Annotated in this window: 14 protein-coding genes; all 14 read left to right on the forward strand. The window is 67.9% G+C overall.

Annotation, left to right across the window (positions count from 1 at the left end):
• On the forward strand, positions 1 to 283 hold a 283-nt coding region (locus tag A4X16_RS12525; RefSeq protein WP_157560184.1), incomplete at its 5' end, for an integrase core domain-containing protein.
• A 345-nt stretch (positions 284 to 628) separates the two neighbouring features.
• On the forward strand, positions 629 to 1,366 hold the full coding sequence (locus tag A4X16_RS12535; RefSeq protein ID WP_231880361.1) for an SOS response-associated peptidase: 738 nt from the start codon (positions 629 to 631) through the stop codon (positions 1,364 to 1,366).
• A 270-nt stretch (positions 1,367 to 1,636) separates the two neighbouring features.
• Complete coding sequence (locus A4X16_RS12540; RefSeq protein WP_067121045.1) at positions 1,637 to 1,915, forward strand: hypothetical protein; 279 nt, start codon at positions 1,637 to 1,639, stop codon at positions 1,913 to 1,915.
• On the forward strand, positions 1,912 to 2,274 hold the full coding sequence (locus A4X16_RS12545) for a hypothetical protein (protein ID WP_067121047.1): 363 nt from the start codon (positions 1,912 to 1,914) through the stop codon (positions 2,272 to 2,274). The genes A4X16_RS12540 and A4X16_RS12545 overlap by 4 nt, the downstream gene beginning before the upstream one ends.
• Positions 2,275 to 2,302: 28 nt before the next feature.
• The gene (locus A4X16_RS18110) at positions 2,303 to 2,455 is read left to right on the forward strand and encodes a hypothetical protein (RefSeq protein ID WP_165875498.1); all 153 of its coding nucleotides are present in this window, start codon (positions 2,303 to 2,305) and stop codon (positions 2,453 to 2,455) included.
• Positions 2,452 to 3,498: a hypothetical protein gene (locus A4X16_RS12550; RefSeq protein ID WP_067121049.1), complete on the forward strand. Its 1,047-nt coding sequence runs from the start codon at positions 2,452 to 2,454 to the stop codon at positions 3,496 to 3,498. Before A4X16_RS18110 ends, A4X16_RS12550 begins: the two co-directional genes overlap by 4 nt.
• Positions 3,499 to 4,005: 507 nt before the next feature.
• The gene (locus A4X16_RS12555; protein WP_131494138.1) at positions 4,006 to 4,281 is read left to right on the forward strand and encodes a hypothetical protein; all 276 of its coding nucleotides are present in this window, start codon (positions 4,006 to 4,008) and stop codon (positions 4,279 to 4,281) included.
• Between the two features lie 213 nt (positions 4,282 to 4,494).
• The gene (locus A4X16_RS12560) at positions 4,495 to 9,513 is read left to right on the forward strand and encodes a CHC2 zinc finger domain-containing protein (RefSeq protein WP_067121053.1); all 5,019 of its coding nucleotides are present in this window, start codon (positions 4,495 to 4,497) and stop codon (positions 9,511 to 9,513) included.
• On the forward strand, positions 9,513 to 10,088 hold the full coding sequence (locus tag A4X16_RS12565; protein WP_131494136.1) for a helix-turn-helix domain-containing protein: 576 nt from the start codon (positions 9,513 to 9,515) through the stop codon (positions 10,086 to 10,088). The genes A4X16_RS12560 and A4X16_RS12565 overlap by 1 nt, the downstream gene beginning before the upstream one ends.
• A 64-nt stretch (positions 10,089 to 10,152) precedes the next feature.
• Positions 10,153 to 10,389 (forward strand): hypothetical protein, encoded by a 237-nt coding sequence (locus A4X16_RS12570; RefSeq protein WP_067121056.1) that lies wholly within the window; start codon positions 10,153 to 10,155, stop codon positions 10,387 to 10,389.
• Positions 10,390 to 10,512: 123 nt separating this feature from the next.
• Positions 10,513 to 10,851 (forward strand): hypothetical protein, encoded by a 339-nt coding sequence (locus A4X16_RS12575; RefSeq protein WP_067121058.1) that lies wholly within the window; start codon positions 10,513 to 10,515, stop codon positions 10,849 to 10,851.
• Positions 10,852 to 10,927: 76 nt separating this feature from the next.
• A complete protein-coding gene (locus A4X16_RS12580) occupies positions 10,928 to 11,647 on the forward strand; it encodes a hypothetical protein (RefSeq protein WP_067121060.1) in 720 nt (239 codons plus the stop codon).
• Positions 11,644 to 13,416, forward strand: coding sequence for an ATP-binding protein (locus A4X16_RS12585; protein ID WP_131494134.1), 1,773 nt, complete (start codon positions 11,644 to 11,646; stop codon positions 13,414 to 13,416). The genes A4X16_RS12580 and A4X16_RS12585 overlap by 4 nt, the downstream gene beginning before the upstream one ends.
• Positions 13,413 to 13,988: a hypothetical protein gene (locus A4X16_RS12590; RefSeq protein ID WP_067121064.1), complete on the forward strand. Its 576-nt coding sequence runs from the start codon at positions 13,413 to 13,415 to the stop codon at positions 13,986 to 13,988. The genes A4X16_RS12585 and A4X16_RS12590 overlap by 4 nt, the downstream gene beginning before the upstream one ends.
• Positions 13,989 to 14,162: the final 174 nt, after the last annotated feature.

A 14,162-nucleotide genomic window follows, 5' to 3' on the forward strand; every position in this document is an offset into this window, starting at 1 on the left:
CGACTGGGCCGGCACCCGCACCGGCCTGTCCTACATTCCGCCCGGCTCGCCCTGGCACAACGGGTACGTCGAGTCGTTCAACAGCAGGCTCCGCGACGAGTGCCTGAACATCAACAGCTTCTACTCGCTGCTGCACGCCCAGGTCGTGATCGGCGACTGGAAGACCGAGTACAACCATGACCGCCGGCACTCATCGCTCGGATACCTCGCACCGGTCGACTACGCTCGGCAATGCACCCATCAACTGGAAACCGACGACTCGCACAGCGACCGGACCGAATGAAGGGGGCGGCCCACCCCAACACGGACATCGCCGAAGCCAACGCACGCGCGGCGCTCGACGCTCTCGGGCTCGGGGGCGTCGCCGTCGAGCTGGTGACGATCCACACCGAGGCCGAAGCGGCAAGCCTCGGGTTCGGAGGATCGCCCACGCTCCTGGCCGACGGCGTCGACCTATTCCCGACATCTCCTGTACAGGCACTTGCGTGCCGCGTCTACACAACGGAGAACGGGTTCGCTGGGGCACCAACCACGTCCCAGATCGAACGGGCGATCCGAGCATTGCCCGAGCAGGCGTAACCGGCGGACACGATCATCACCTGGTCAACATGGAGCCCACCAAGCCGTGGTGCGAATACTGCCTCCCGAAATACTGCTCTCCACCGACAAGACCGACCAGCTGGTGGCGGAGTTCGTCGCACAGGGTGGCCGGCCGCAGGACTGGCGCCCCGCCTACTCGATCGCGCCCACCGTCAATGCGCCGATCGTCCGCGAGTGGCAAGACACCGAGGGAACCATCGAGCGAGAGGTCACCCTGGCGCGCTGGGACTGGCCGAAGCCCCCGAATCGACCCAAGGGGGCGCCGATCATCAACGCCCGCATCGAGAAGCTCCCCACCGGATTCTGGGTCGGAGCGTTCTCCAACGCCCGCTGCATCGTGCCCATGATCGGCTACTACGAGTGGACGGGCGAGAAGGGCGACAAGCAGCCGCACTTCATCCACTCCGAGGATGACGCACTCCTCGCCGCCGCCGGCCTGACCTGGACAACCGAGATCGACGGCGATCGTCGACGGGTATTCGTCGTCGTGACCCGAGAGGCCCGCGACGCCTCCGGCGAAATTCACGACCGGATGCCGGCGTTCCTCACACGCGACCTATGGGACGACTGGCTCAACCCCTCCTCGCTCACCGTCGACGGAGACGCGGCCGCGTCCAAGAGCAACCGCCTCGAGCTGCTCGACGAACTCGACGCCAGCTCGAGCGCGATCGCCGCGACGATACGCACCCATGGGGTCGACCGGCGCGTCAACAACAGCCGCACCGCCGACCCCAGAGACCCCACACTGATCCAGCCGATCGGCTGAGCTCAACGAGCACGCCCCTACCCGCCATGGATGCTCGCGCCGGCGAAAGCCGGGGGAGTAGCGACCGCGGGGAGCCGCACCACACAACCGCAGACAGGGCATCCGTAGCCGCCCGGGCGGTCCCGCATCACGACACCACAGCAGGACGGCTGCGCCCCAGCGACCAGGTCGTCGTCCATCCGCAGACGCTATCCCGCCGCGCCCCCGACAGCATCCAGGATCATCCACAGGCCGCTCGCCTCGCACATTGTTTTGTGGCACAATACCGATATGGGAATCGAGTGGCCGAAGTCAGCGGACAAGCACTCGATCCCTCATGGCGACGCGCTGTACGCCATGCAGAACGCGATCTACACGAGCGAACGAGTCAAGGTCAACGACGGCGACTCCCGCAACAAGCGACGGGTCTTCGTCGGCCCCCAACACGCACAAACCGATCGGCTGATCGAAGTGCTCATTGAACTCAAGCCCAGCGGGGATTTCGTGGTCTACCACGTCATGCCGCTCGGCAGCTACTACCGCCAGCAGATGGAGGAGGAGATCGGATGACCCTCAGCAAGAAGGACCAGGAGCGCTACGCGGCCCTCGCAGCGCTCGAGGAACAACCCACCGGAACGTCGACGCCGGGGGAGAGCGCTCACGGCGCCGACGCGGCCGCGGTCGGGCAGCAGCTGCTCCTCGGAGCGCTGGGCAACGCCAAGGCCGTCCAGCGCGCAGTCGGAGGCCGGCCGCGCGTCGGCGGCGCTGCAGCCGGAGCAGGATCCTCGCCGACGCTGCGCGTGCGCGTCACCGCGAACCGCAAACAGGACGTCGACCGACTCCGCGCCCAGCTGGGCATGAAGCACGACTCCGACGTCGTCCGTGCCGCCCTCGACGAGTACGTGGAGCGGCACCTGCAGGCCAGCTGACGTCGCACCCCACCACTAAGGTCCGCACATGCGCCTCATCGGAACCATCCGCAGCACCGCGACGGAACGCATCACCGTCGAGGCCGACACCTACGAGCAGGCACGCGAGCAGCTCTACGCGCAGATCCCCGAGGGCCACGAGCTCATCGTCATCCGCACCGACAGCGACACCGGATCATGAGCACCCCAGCCAGCGACATCATCCCTGCGGCCCACGCACGAAGCGCCTGGGCCGCAGGGATCGACCCGCTGCGCGAAGCGTTCCCCCATCACGTCGACCGACTCCTGCGGGCGATCGCGTTCTCTCACATCGCATCGCTTCCCGTCCCCGTCTTCATCATCGGTGGCCCTCGCTCCGGGAAGAGCACCCTCGCCCGCGCGATCGGGGATCTGGCTGGCGAGCTCCCTCGACCCCCGATCGCCCGAGCATCAGTGAGCGGCATCAAGCAAGCTGTGCAGCCCGGCGCGCCCCTCATCGTCGACGACGCAGCACCCGCGAGCTCACGAGCTCGCCCGGGCATGTTCGACCAGCTCGAGGGGGAGACCTACGCGGCCTTCCACTCGCGCCTGCACGAGCCGTCGATCTTCGTGGCCACCGGTGACCAGCCGATCAGTGAGCTCAGCGCCAGCCGGATCATCACGATCGAACTTCCAGCGCGGCCGCGAAGCCTTCGCGTGCTCAAAGCCGTTTCCAGCGAGCCCGCGATCGCCGGCCGACGATACGTCGCCAGCTACCTCCACCAGCAAGCCGGCGACGTCGACGTGGACGACAGAGCACTCAGCATCGCCGGGCACCGCGAGCTGGACAACCTACGCCGACTCGGCGCCGCCCTGTACGCCGGCGACGAGATTCTCCGCGCGCTCTCCCTCGAGATCCCGGCCACACCCGCCACAACCTGGCTCCACCCGGACGATCAGATCACCTGGGCCGTCCGCTCTGCCCTCCGGTATCTGCTCGAGCTCGGTGGCCAACTCACGCAGGCCCCCAACGAGACAGCTGGGTGGCCCATCGGGCGCATCGACGAGCACCACATCTACCTGCGCCCCGCAGAGGCACTCTCGTTCATCAGAGCAGCCCACGGCAACGAGACCCTGAGCATCCGAGCCATCGCGGGCGCCCTGCGCCGCACACGCCTTCTCACCACCGACACCGGCACCATCCCCATGCGCATCGAGGGTCGATCCGTCCGCGTCTGGCGGATCTCCAAGAGCATCCTCGGATAGCTCGACACGCCGCACCCACAAGCAGCCAAGCCCGAACCTGGCCCGCCAACGCACCGCCGTGGCGCGCGCGTCGGCCACGCCTTCGACACATCCGAGCCAGCTGATCACGTCTGCCTCCCGCTACACCTGGCCGGTACGTAACACTTTTGCCCTACCTCAGACGCAAATCTCACCACCTTTGCGAAAAGATGTAACAGCGTCTGACCTGGGATTTTCTTGTGTGCCCACCACCTTCGATTTCAAAGGTGGTGAGCCATTTTGGATGGTTGATCTGGGTTTTTTCGGGACCGCACCACCTGTTACACCTTTTCAAAGGGGCACATCGCACATGCGTACGCGCGCGAGGAGCCCGAAGGTGTAACAGCGGCATCCCAAACTTTTCTCGGGACCGCATGTCCGCGAAGCGTCGGTGGGTGGGCCTATACCTGGCATGGGAGATAAGACCGACACGCCCAGCACACGGACGCAATCCGTGATTCTGAATCAGCTTCATGCTAGAACGGGGACATGCCAGCATCAGCGAACAAGCCGGGACGCCGTTCATACGGCCCTCGAGCCGTCAGGACTGTGCGGTATCCGAAGGACTACGACCCGATCCTCGAGCGCATCGCCAAGGACGCCGGACTCAACCTCAGCAGCTGGCTCGCGCTGGCTGTCTCCCAGCAAGCCGGGCTCGAAATCCCCGACTACGTCAAGGACGAACTCGACAAGGCAGAGCGCGAACGCGCCGCTCGAGCGACAGAACAGGAGTTGGACATGCTTGACATGCCTAAGTCGGCATAAAAAGCACGACCCCCGCTGGTCGGCAAACCTGCGGGGGTGAAGTGTGCTGAGTCTTGGTCTCCGGCAAGAGACCTCGTATCGCGAAACCCTTATTCAGAATCCGGGTATGAGCATGATTGTAGCCGCTTTATTGCGGATGTCTAGCGTTGGTGCACGGCGATCTGCCGCACACGCTAGGCTCCGCTGCGCGCGCCGGGGAGGTGTGCTGCAGCGATGACGCTCGAGTACACGCCGGCGACGACGGTTATGACCTCGCTCGACCGTGTCTGGGAGGCCCTCGACCGGGGCGGCTGGAAGCCCGCCCGCCGCGGCAATCAGTTCAAGGCTCTGTGCCCGGTGCACGGGGATGCCCAACCCTCGCTGAGCGTCCGGTACGACTCCGTCGCCGGCAAGGTGATGATGCACTGCTTCGGGTGCGGTGAGGCGTTCAACCTCCACGACGTGTGCGGTGCTCTCGGTCTCACAGTCAGCGACCTGTTCGACGCTCCGCTCCCGGCCGATCGCCGCTCCCGGACGAACACCCCCCGACCGAAGCGCCCCTCCCTCCCGCCGCGACTCACCCAGGACGAGCTCGCCCCGGCGACACCCGACCTGACCGGTGCCACCTGGACCCAGGTCAAGGTCTACGAGTACGTCGACGACAACGGCGTCGTCCAGCAGCGAGTACACCGCGAAGAGACCACCGTCGACGGGAAGCGGCACAAGCGATTCACGCAGAGCTACCGCGGCGCCAACGGACGCTGGGTCAAGCGCAAGCCGGCCACCTTCGCCCCCCTGCTCTACAACCTCGCAGCCATCCGCGCCGCGGTCGCCGCCGGCGCCGACGTCTGGCTGCTTGAGGGGGAGAAGGATGCCGACAGCGCCATCGACGAAGGCCTGGCCGCGACCACCAACGCCGGCGGCGCCACGGCGTTCCCCGCCGAGCTGCTCGAGCAGTTCCGCGGCAGCCGCGTCAACCTCGTCGTAGACAACGACGCCGCCGGCGCGCAGCGCGCAGCTGCGGTCGGCGCGCAGCTGGCAGAGCTCGGAATCCCCGCCCGGATCCTGCTGCCGAACCTCGACGACCGCAAGGCGGACTTCACCGACCACATGGATGCCGGCGGCACCGTCGACAGCCTCGTCGAGATCTCCGTCGACGACGCCCGCGCCCTGGTCGCAGCGTCCGAGGCCGACAAGCTCGTCAACGGCCGTACCAGCATCGCCGTCTGCCTCAAGGAAGCGACCGCGCAGCTCGAGCAGACCCAGCAGGACCGCGGCACATCCGAGCAGCACGCCGAGGCGTGGGCTCGCGAGTCCCTCAACCGCCTCGAGCGAGTGAAGGCGATCGACCCCGATCTCGACGACGCCCCCCTCGCTCCCCGCGGCCGCGACGCCCTCACCGAGTACAAGGCGCTACTCGCCGAGGGCGCCCGCATCGCCCGCGACACGTACATCACCGCCGGACTCGACGTCCCGCAGGCCGTCGCCAGCGCTCTCACCCTGCTGCGCCCCGACGTCGACACCACCGAACCCGCCGAGGTCGTCGAGACCACCCCCGCTCCTCCCATCAACCCCGGCGCCGGCGGTGGAGGCGGCGGCGTGTTCTTCGGCAACGGCGACGAGGAGCAGCGCCCGGAGAAGCGCCCCCACATTCACGGCACCGACTACGCCGTCGTCAACGGTCAGACGGTGCTCGTGAAGTACGTTCCCGCCGACGACGGCCAGGGCTTCACCGAGAAGTACTACAGGGTCATGCGCGGCTGGGCTCAGGTGCAGAGCGTCGCGATCGAGGACGACGGCACCGACTCCGAGATCGCACGCCCCCCGCATCTGTATGTCATCCAGTTCTTCCGGTGGGTTCTCAACGAGCGCGGCTACCCGGTGCGCGACCCCGAGACCGGTCAGATCAAGACCGAGACGAAGACCCTCAAGTACACGGAAGACCAGATCCGTGACGGCTCGTGGTCGACCGCTCTGCCGTGGCCGGGATTCCTCGAGTCGCAGAGCCGCCGCGGCCGCGACCAGGCCTGGGACGCGATGAGCTCGATCTCGCCGCCGAGTGACCACAGCATCGTGCACACCACGGTCGGGTGGCGTGACGCCGAGACTGGGCCGTACTTCGTGCACGCCGCCGGCGCGATCGCCAAGGGCGGCGCCGTCGACGTCGAGGTCGATGTCGAGAAGACCTCCGAGATCTACGCCATGCCCGAGCCGACCACCGACCGCGACGCTCTCCGCCAGGCATGGATCGACGGCACGATCTCGCTGCGCGAGTCTGAGCTTCCCGCTCGCGTCGTCGCCCCGCTGCTCGGCCACGCCTGGACCGCTCCGGTGATGCCGGGACCGATCATCCTGCACCTGGTGGGCGGGTTCGCGTCGTACAAGAGCTCGCACAGCCGTCTCGCCGTGCAGTACTTCGCCCCCAACCTGACCTACATGACCAAGGGCCTGATCTCCGGTGCCGCCGGCGGTGCCACGACGATCGGCCTGCAGCGCACTCTGAGCTCGATCAGCCACATGCCCGTCATCGTCGACGACTTCGCCCCGGACGGCGACGCGAAGGGCGCCATCCGGCGCATCAGCGCTCTCGGCCGCACCGTGTTCAACGGCATCGGGCGCCTGCGCGGCAAGCAGCGCGGGGGAGCCGAGGCAGACCGCCCGATCGTCGCCAGCATCATCACGTCCGGCGAACTCTCCGCTCAGGGATCCGCGGACTCGCGCATCGTCAACCTGCCCCTAGACCCGGCCACCGTCAAGGACGGCGGTGAGATCTTCGGACGCCTCGAGTCACGCCACAACCGCTACGCCCGCGCAACGATCGGTGCCGCCCTCGTGCAGTGGGTCGCCGGACGGCGCGACCAGCTCGTCGAGGACTTCACCCAGGCCGAAGAGGACGTCGACCACCGCCTGTGCACGCAGACCTACTGGCGCAACCGCATCCCCCGCCAGAGCGGTCACAACGGTCTCCACGATCGCCTCGTGCAGTCCGCCGTCACCCTCGACCGCGGCATCGTGATCATGCTGATGATGCTCCGCGACCTCGACGTCATCACCGCCGACGAAGCCAAGGACTTCTACAGCTGGGCCCGCGACGGGATCGCCGAAGCGATCAGCCTGCAGGACTCCTCGGCCTCGGATCCCGCCGAGCAGCTCATGGAGTACCTGCGCGAGGCGATCGCCAACGGCAACGCCCACCTGTCGGGCATCGACGGGGCGGTCCCCGACGACGCCGCAGCCCTCGGCTGGGTCGACCAGTCCACCGGCATGCACCCCCAGTGGCGCCCCAACGGACAGCGCATCGGCATCATCAACGGCGATCGCCTCTACCTGCTTCCAACCACCGTCATCAGCGTCGCCAACCAGATGTCGCAGCGTGCCGACGAGGCATTCAGCGAGACGAAGGTCTCTCTTGCCTCCTCACTGCAGTCGCACGGCTGGCTCGTCACCGACGCCGCCGGTAAGCGCAGCGTCAACCGCCGCATCGGGCGCACCATGCAGCAGCGCGTGTGGGACATCCCGCTGTGGGCTCTGCTTGGCCAGAACCCGGACGACAACGGTCCCGTCGACGAGGGCCGTGATGGGGGAGACGCACCCGAGGGCGGCTTCCCGGCACTGTTCGACGACGAAGGCCCCACCGACTTCCCCAACCCTGACGCACCCGAGATCCCGGTAGAAGACCCCGCGGCCGCACCGACCGCACCCGCACCGGCGGCGCCGGCTCCTGCTGCCACCGCACCCGTGGGAAGCAACAGCGCCGCGACAACGCCCGCACCGGCAGCCGCCCGCGACGAGACCTTCCGAGCTCCGCTGGGCGTGCTGCACACGGACGGGCTCTGGCTCTCCAACGGTGAGCTCATCCGCATCAACGGTCAGCTCGAGCACGCCGGCCAGCTCGCCCGCCTCGCTACCGACATCAACCTCGGCACCCGCATCAACCAGGGCACCAACGGTGCTCGCAAGACCGAGCGCGGCCAGATCTACCTCACCACGGACGCCGCCCTCGCTCTGGGCCTCCCGCTGGACACCCTGCCCGATGGCACCGACTCCGACTTCCCCAAGATGCTGCGCGATGCCACCAAGGGGCACCCGTTCATCACGAAGGCGACCGAGGCCGGCTTCACGCTCACCGGCGACGGATCCATGGCCGGCAGCATCGACGTCTGGCGGGAGGATGACCGCAGCGTCGGAGCGCACATCACCCTCCTCGCCGCCCAGAACTACGCCTTCGTCGGCACGATCCTCGACGGCGACCCGGACCCGGCCACCATCGCTCGCCGACTGGGGAAGTTCACCGCGGCACTCAAGTTCCCCTACCGCAGCAGCGCCGGCACCACCGGCACCAAGCTCATGACCGCGCTGCTGCCCCGGGACAAGCGCGACGAGATCTACTACCCCCAGGACAAGCCCACCACCATCAAGGACCAGATGATGGCCGAGGGCGACTACAACTGGCAGCGACGCCTCGTCGGCGCCGAGCTCGAGCACCAGTGGGTACACGGCTTCGACCGTGGCGGCTCCTACCTTGCCGCCGCCAGCACCGACGTCGGTATCGGCGCCCCCACCCACTACGCCGGCCCGCTGCAGTTCACCAAGGCCACGAACAAGCCGGGCTACTGGCTGATCACCGTGCCCGAGTCCGGCAGCTGGCAGATTCCCAACATCTTCGCTCCGAGCGGCATCGTCCGCGAAGGCTTCATCGGCTCCCAGATCTGGGTGACCACCCCCACCCTCGAGCTCGCCGCCGAGATGGACATCGACGTCGAGATCCACGAGGCATGGCTGTGGGACCAGCACGGCAAGGTCTTCGAGTCCTGGTACAAGCGCGTCCGCGACGCCCGCACCGCCCTCGACACCGCCGATCCTGACGACCGTGCCGCACGCGACCTGCTCAAGATCATGTACGCCGCGGCGATCGGCATGCTGGACTTCCGCGGCGACCACGACACGCTCGCCGTCTGGGCACCGCACCGCCACGACATGATCGTCGCGAAGTCCCGCGCCAACATCATCCGCCGCGTCCTCCGCAACGCCGAGACATCCGGCCGGTGGCCGGTCGCGATCGAGAAGGACACCGTCGTCTACACCAGCGACACGATCGAGGCTGCCGACGCCTGGCCCGGCGACCCCAAGTGGTTCGGCCGCGGGCTCGGCCAGTACAAGTACGAGGGAACCGACACCCTCGAGCATCACGCCCAGTTCCTCACGGGCGAGGGCTCCTACAAGGGCAAGAAGCACCTGGATGAGTTGATCTGATGGCACTAAGCAAGCAGGCCCAGGCCCGGCAGATGAAGGCGATCTTCGAGGGCCTCACCGGACAGAAGATCCCCGACTACGGTGCCGAGCACCCCGACACCCGCGCCATGCTCAAGTTCCTTTTCCCCGGCAAGAGCGACCGCTTCCCGATCGCCACCAAGCTCGCCGCCGACAAGCTCGGCGTCTCCCAGCGCACCGTGCAGCGCTGGGCGCGAGGCGCGGCAAACCCGCGTGCCGAGATCTCGAAGGAGATCACCAAGCGCGTCCGCCAGTCCGTCACCACTCAGCGCGGCCGCGGTCAGCTCGCCAAGCGCGTCCAGGCCCAGCTACCCACCCGACCCCGCACCATCCGCGTCAACGCGCTGCAAGGCCCCTCATCCGACCCCAACGACAAGAAGTACGTCTCCGAGCGCTACAGCAACCTCGACATGTCACCATTCGAGCAGCAGCAGCTCTACGAGGCGTGGACTCGAGGCGGCGATGCCGGCGCCACAGACTTCCTCACCGGTCTATACGACTCCCGCTACGTCGACGGCTGGCAGTTCCACGGCATCAAGGGCGTCGAGTGGCGCTGATACCGGCGTCGCCCCGCATACCGCGCCCCACCGACAACCGACCAGCAGGCGAAGGATCCACACCATGACCGTCACCACCGCAGCCCCGACCACCCACGCAGAGAACGCATTCGCTGCGCTCGGTCGCGAGCTCAATCTGCGCAGCCGACGTCAGCTGCAGCTCGCTCTCTTCGACCAGCTCGAGCTTCCCCGCACGCCCCGCGACTCTGTCTCCACGCCGGCGCTGCGCGACCTCTACGCCCAGACCGGATCCGAGTTCGTCGGCCACGTCCTCCGGCACCGCGGCGTCGACGTCGCTTAGCTCGCACAGGAGCAGGCGCGCCGGTGGCTTCGAGCCGCTCCGCCTGACTACCATGACGTAAGTGAATGTCACGCTATTATCCGGCGTGGCTCGAGCAGACACAGAACGAAAGGACTATCTCGGATGGCCAACATGCCCGAGCTCGTCGATTACGCCTACATCGCCGAGAAGCTCAACGTCACACCCCAGACCGTCCGGGTCTACGCGACCGCGAAGGGCAGCCAGCGCAAAGAGGGCTTCCCCAAGTCCGTCGCCCCAGAGACCTCGCGGAGCCCGCTCTTCATCAAGGAAGAGGCCGACGCCTTCATCGCGCAGCGGATCGCAGAGAGCAAGGCTCCCTCTCGACTGAACGCCAACCGCCCCGAGAGCGCGCCCCGGAAGGCCACCACGCACCGCAAGGGAGCGACCGAAGCCGCGGTCGCCGCTGCCGCCGAGCGTCGCGCCAGCAAGCCCAAGAAGTAGGCCCCGGTGATGGACGGCAGCGCCGGCACGCCGCTAGACTGTGAATGTCACATTCACTGATTGGGCTTCGAGCATCATGGACACTACCGCACCGCCCGAGGATGCCACGGCACCGCTGTGGTTCACGCCCGAGAGCGCGGACGTCCAGGCCCTCGAAGACGCATGGGGCGCTCGCAAGCTCGGCCGGGTGTTGGCGGCAGCGCTCAGCAGCTACAACCGCCTCGGCCACGTCGACGCGGGTACCGCCGCCCAGGCGCTCGGCGTCTCAGAAGGCACGATCCGCCGTTGGATCCGCAACGGCGTCCCACCGACTCGGTTCTCTCGCGTCATCGCTCTCGTCCGCCCCCCACAGGGCGCCTTCGACCAGGAGCGGAAGGATCTCGTCTACGCCCGCGGCGCCGTGAAGAAGATCGCCGAGGAGCCCGAGAACGCTACGGCGCTCTGGGGGTACAAGGGCTACCTCGAGCCGTGGGATCTGGCCGTGATCAAGATCAAAGACATGCCCGTACAGACCCTGCGGATGGCGCGAACCGACCGCGATCGTGACGCCACCAGGCGACTCGCCGCCGGCGGACAGATCGTCGAGATCTCCACCTTCCCGAGCTACTGGGCAGCAATCGCCGCCCGCAGCGAGATCCTCGAGGACGTCTACCCCTACCGCGTGCAGCTGCGGAACACCAAGCTCGCCAGTGGCGCCGGCAAGGCGTTCCTCGACGACGCACCCCGCAAGCCGATCAAGTCCTACCGGAAGCGGGCGCGCACCAGCATCCGCAAGACCACCCGGGATCCCTCGTGACGGCGCCGGCATCCACGACCGACCCTTTGGTCGACGCGACTCCGATCCGCCTCGGAGCCGACCTGTCGCTTCCGGTCGACCTCGCCACCGAGGCGATCGCGATCCTCGGCCGGCGCGGCAAGGGCAAGACCAACACCGCCGGCGTCATCGTCGAGGAATTCGTCAAGCTCGGCGTTCCTGTCTGCGTCGTCGACACGGTCGGCGTGTGGTGGGGACTGCGCTCCAACAGCTCCGGCGACGGACCAGGCCTGCCCGTCGTCGTCTTCGGCGGCTCCCACGCAGACGTGCCCCTCGAGGAGAGCTCCGGCCGCGTCATCGCCGAAGTCATCGTCGACCGGCGGATCTCCGCAGTCATCGACACATCCCTGCTCTCCAAGGCCGCCGCCCGCCGATTCCTCACCGCCTTCGTGACCGAGCTCTACCACCGAAACCGCAGCCCCCTGCACGTCGTGTTCGACGAGGCAGACGAGCTCGCCCCACAGAACCCTCGAGCCGAGGGCGCTCCGCTGCTGGGAGCAATGGAAGACTTCGTCCGCCGCGGCCGCGCCCGCGGACTGGGGACGACGCTCGTCACGCAGCGTCCCGCCGTGCTCAACAAGGACGTGCTCACCCAGATCGAAGTCCTCATCGCCCACGGGCTCACCGGCCCGCGCGACGTCGCCGCGATCGACGAGTGGGTGCGCCTCCACGCCGACCAGGACCAGGCCGCACAAGTCAAGAAGACCCTCGCCAGCCTCCCCACCGGGCGGGCGTGGGTGTGGTCACCCTCCTGGCTCGAGATCCTCGAGCTCGTCGACGTCCGAGCGCGTGAGACCTTCGACTCATCCGCAACGCCCAAGGTCGGCCAGGTCGCCCGGCTCGTCCCCGAGGCCCGCGCGGCGATCGACCTGGACGAGCTCGGCGCCGCGATCACCGCCACGATCGAGAAGGCCGCAGCCGAGAACCCCGCCGCGCTGCGCGCGGAGATCTCGCGACTGCGGGCGCAGCTGTCCACGACTGCCACGACCACCCCTGTAGAGATCCGCGTCGAAGTGCCCACGCTGACCGAAGACGATCGCGAGCGTCTCGACCGGGCCCAGGCACTGCTCGAGCACGCGCAGGGACTCCTCACCGACGCCGGCGAGAAGATCGCCCACGCCACCACCGAGCTCGAGCGGATCCAGACAGCCGCCGCGGCGCCGGCACCCGCTCGCTCAGCTGTGGCCCCCACGATGACGCCGGCACCGACTCCCGCCGCTCCGGCAGCCTCTGCTCCTCCCGCTGCGCCCCGCACCCCGCAGGAATCCACCACGACCTCATCGGGGCTAGGGAAGGCCGAACGTGCCATCTTGACCGCGCTCGCCACCCACGGCACCCGAAGCAGCACCCAGGTCGCTCTCCTCACCGGGTACAGCAGCAAGGGAGGCGGATTCGCCAACGCCCTCGGGAAGCTACGCAGCTCCGGCCGCATCGTCGGCGGTAGGGACGCCCTCGAAATCACCGCCGAAGGCGTCGACGCTCTCGGCTCATACGATCCGCTCCCCACCGGCCCGCAGCTCGTGGATTACTGGCTCTCCCGCCTCGGCAAAGCCGAACGCGCCATCCTCTCCACCCTCGTCGACGCATGGCCCGCCTCGCTGACCAACGAGGAGATCGCCGAGCGGGCCGGATACACCGCGAGCGGAGGCGGGTTCGCCAACGCTCTCGGACGCCTGCGAACCCTCGAGCTCATCAGCGGCAACCGCAACGCCAACACCGCGGCCGCAGAACTCGGCAACGCCACACCATGACAACCGAACCGACCTACTGGCACGGCGGGTTCCCTGGGATCCAGGTCGGATCCCAGCTGCTCAGCCCGACCGACGCAGCTGCAGCGCGCATACCGATCGCCTACACGCCACGCGATCGCCCTGAGCTCGGCATCGTCTCCCGCACCGATCGCGTCTACTTCTCCACCAACCAGGACTTCGCCCGCGCCTACGCATTCCAAACCGAGGTCATCACACCATCGGGCGCTCTGACCTCCCGTGGCACCCTCTACCGGATCCAGCCGATCGGAGCCGTAGAGGAAGACCCCGACTTTGCCGGCCATGACGTCTCCTGGTGCGCCCCCGGCGCGGTGGTCGTAGAGGTCGTCGAGACCGACGTCCGCATGCGAGCACGAGATGCCACGAGAGCGATCGGGATCTACTCAAGCTGGGACGATGGTCGGCCGATGTACCTCGAGGACGGGCGTCTCTGCATCACCTGGCAGATGGAGAGCATCGGGCTCACCCAGGAGGCCGTCGACGAGATCGTGCGCCCCTGGACGCCGGTCGACCGCGCCCTCGAGCGCATCAACGCTGCCGTCCTCCACCGCTGAGCAAGCACACCACCACTCGCCGATTCCGGCTGCCCCTCGGGCATCATTCGCCGCCGCGCCGACCACCGCGAACCGAGCGCAGCGAGGGCCCCGAGGGTTCCTCTGCCATGACCAGAACCCGGACCCGCGGCCGGCTTGCCGGCTGCCCGAGGCCAGCGGCGCAGCCGCTTGCCC

This window comes from Microbacterium sp. H83 (assembly GCF_001650405.1).
GTDB lineage: Bacteria > Actinomycetota > Actinomycetes > Actinomycetales > Microbacteriaceae > Microbacterium.

Bases quoted from the DNA above. Each gene is read 5' to 3' on its own strand.
- A4X16_RS12570 (WP_067121056.1), top strand. From the start codon at position 10,153: ATGACCGTCACCACCGCAGCCCCGACCACCCACGCAGAGAACGCATTC.
- A4X16_RS12565 (WP_131494136.1), top strand. From the start codon at position 9,513: ATGGCACTAAGCAAGCAGGCCCAGGCCCGGCAGATGAAGGCGATCTTC.
- A4X16_RS12590 (WP_067121064.1), top strand. From the start codon at position 13,413: ATGACAACCGAACCGACCTACTGGCACGGCGGGTTCCCTGGGATCCAG.
- A4X16_RS12540 (WP_067121045.1), top strand. From the start codon at position 1,637: ATGGGAATCGAGTGGCCGAAGTCAGCGGACAAGCACTCGATCCCTCAT.
- A4X16_RS12545 (WP_067121047.1), top strand. From the start codon at position 1,912: ATGACCCTCAGCAAGAAGGACCAGGAGCGCTACGCGGCCCTCGCAGCG.
- A4X16_RS12560 (WP_067121053.1), top strand. From the start codon at position 4,495: ATGACGCTCGAGTACACGCCGGCGACGACGGTTATGACCTCGCTCGAC.
- A4X16_RS12580 (WP_067121060.1), top strand. From the start codon at position 10,928: ATGGACACTACCGCACCGCCCGAGGATGCCACGGCACCGCTGTGGTTC.
- A4X16_RS18110 (WP_165875498.1), top strand. From the start codon at position 2,303: ATGCGCCTCATCGGAACCATCCGCAGCACCGCGACGGAACGCATCACC.
- A4X16_RS12555 (WP_131494138.1), top strand. From the start codon at position 4,006: ATGCCAGCATCAGCGAACAAGCCGGGACGCCGTTCATACGGCCCTCGA.
- A4X16_RS12550 (WP_067121049.1), top strand. From the start codon at position 2,452: ATGAGCACCCCAGCCAGCGACATCATCCCTGCGGCCCACGCACGAAGC.
- A4X16_RS12575 (WP_067121058.1), top strand. From the start codon at position 10,513: ATGGCCAACATGCCCGAGCTCGTCGATTACGCCTACATCGCCGAGAAG.